The organism is Caballeronia telluris (assembly GCF_001544495.1).
Classification (GTDB): domain Bacteria; phylum Pseudomonadota; class Gammaproteobacteria; order Burkholderiales; family Burkholderiaceae; genus Caballeronia; species Caballeronia telluris.
On sequence record NZ_FCNZ02000105.1, the window covers coordinates 1 to 2087 of the forward strand.

Sequence of the window (2087 nt, forward strand, 5' to 3'; positions counted from 1 at the left end):
AAGCGGCAGTTGCAGGAACGTGCCGCCGACGTGTTTGGCGCAGGCGGCACGGCGTCGAGCGAGCCGCAAGTCGATTTGAAGGAGCTGCATGCGAAGATCGGCCACCTCACGCTGGAGAACGATTTTTCATATGGCCTCTTTTTGCAAGCAGGACGAACGCCGACCTCGCGGCCGCGATCTTGAATGCCAGCGTGTCCAACCTGATTGGTAACGCGGCAGACGGGCTGTTTATCGACGATGGATCAAGCTCATATCCGCGGGCTGGTTACCGCATTTCATCTTTCCGTCACGGGGCTGCCTCGCTCTTAACCACGGAGATCACGCAGTCGCGTGCTCACAAAAAAATCTCGAGGGTTCCCCACATCGCGCCCGATGCCGCGTTACCGATCAGGTGGAAGTCACAAGTTTTGCGATAGCGGCTCCTATCGAATCGCCAGACAAGGTTTACCGGAGTGCTTGGGCTGGCTGCAGTCGCGTTGCGATATCCCAGATAAATCCACATAGTTCACGCGCGATTGCGGCACACGTCTTGTTCTGATGAAGACCTCGTGCGCGAAGCCGCCGAAATCTGTGGCAGAGCCGAACCTGCGCTTTCCAGGCGATGTCGATGATATGTGGAGGTTGTCCTTCCAGCCGAGGCTGGAGCGATTCACCGATTCTTGCCGGCAATCGATAATTCCAGGCTGCCTCGACAAGTATCCTGCGCACGTGCGTGTTGCCCGTCTTCGTCAGAACGCCGCGTTGCTTTGAGTTCCCGCTGGAGTGTTCCGACGGCACAAGTCCCAGGTAGCTCATGAATTCGCGTGGATGCGGGAAGCGGCGCAAGTCGCCAAGTTCAGCGACAATAGTCAGCGCGGAGACGAAGTCAATGCTACGAAGGGTCATGAGGCCTTTGACCGTTGGCAACCAACGCCAGGTTTCGGCGTGAGCGCGCAGCGACTGTGTGAGCCGCTCGACGAGTTCGGTGGCAAACCTCACCGCCATTCTGTACTCGGTGAAGACGATATGCTGGGCGGAATCCTCGAACCTGATCTTGGAGAGAAAGAGCTCATGCTTCGGTCCCCAGCGCGTGCCGGTATAAGCATGACCATGGCGAAGCAGGAAGGATTTGAGCCTCTGACGCACTCGGCGCTGATCGCTCACTGCATCTTCGCGGGCGCGAACCAGGTCGCGAATGGCTTCATCCTGAGGTCCGGGAACAGTGACTGGCACAAGTTCGCCCGCCCGATGCAGTCTCGCTAACAGTAGTGCGTCACGACGGTCGGTCTTGATTCTGTCAGCCGGCCGGCGAGCGACCCGCGATGGCGCAACTACTTCACAGTGATAACCCTGCTCGCGCAGTGCCCGGACTAACCATACCCGCAGGGCCCTGCTTCATGGCAAACGCTGATCTCCGATGGTGCACCAAGCTTCGAAAGTGATTTGGTAACGAAATGACGCTGTAGCGGGTCGTTCCGACGAACTAAGGGTCGTCCCGCGAATGCGCCTTGGCGAATGCGATTGCAATCGACTCCTTGTGTACGTCAAGTCCAACGTAAAGCTTGACCTTGTCCATGACCGTCTCCGCCGTTCAGTGAAGGTCATCCGATTATCGGATGAACGCCTACATCGCGTTTCCCTGAAGGCCATCATGTCTTAAGCCGCGCGCTCAGCAAGGCGGGATTGCTGAGCGCAAAGCGATGATCGACCGTACGCACGCATTGCCGGTCTCGCAGCAGGCGCGACTCGTTGGTATCGCAAGATCGAGCGTGTATTACCGGGCGCAACCGGTGAGCGAAGCAAACCAGTTGCTGATGCGCCGGATCGACGAACTGTACATGGAGTTTCCGTTTGCCGGAGCGCGGATGCTGGCGCGACTGTTGCGTCGCGAGGGACGAGATTGGCCGCAGGCGCGCGCGCACGCTGATGAAGCGCATGAGTATCGAGGCGCTGTACTGCAAGCCGAACACTAGCCGACGCAGTGCGCAGCACAAGATCTGGCCGTATCTGCTGCGGGGCATGACGACCAATCGGGCAAACCAGGTCTGGGCACTGGATACGAGTTATATCCCGATGGCGCGCGGCTTTGTGTATCTGACCGCCGTGGT

The 2087-nt window shown here is 58.6% G+C and carries 3 pseudogenes; 2 read left to right on the forward strand and 1 reads right to left on the reverse strand.

Annotation, left to right across the window (positions count from 1 at the left end):
- Positions 1-126 (forward strand): annotated as a pseudogene (locus tag AWB66_RS32305) (IS3 family transposase); the annotation flags it as partial.
- A 318-nt stretch (positions 127-444) separates the two neighbouring features.
- Here AWB66_RS32305 and AWB66_RS32310 read toward each other — a convergent pair.
- Positions 445-1555 (reverse strand): annotated as a pseudogene (locus AWB66_RS32310) (IS110 family RNA-guided transposase).
- Positions 1556-1643: 88 nt separating this feature from the next.
- Here AWB66_RS32310 and AWB66_RS34790 point away from each other — a divergent pair.
- Positions 1644-2087: pseudogene (locus AWB66_RS34790) on the forward strand (IS3 family transposase); the annotation flags it as partial.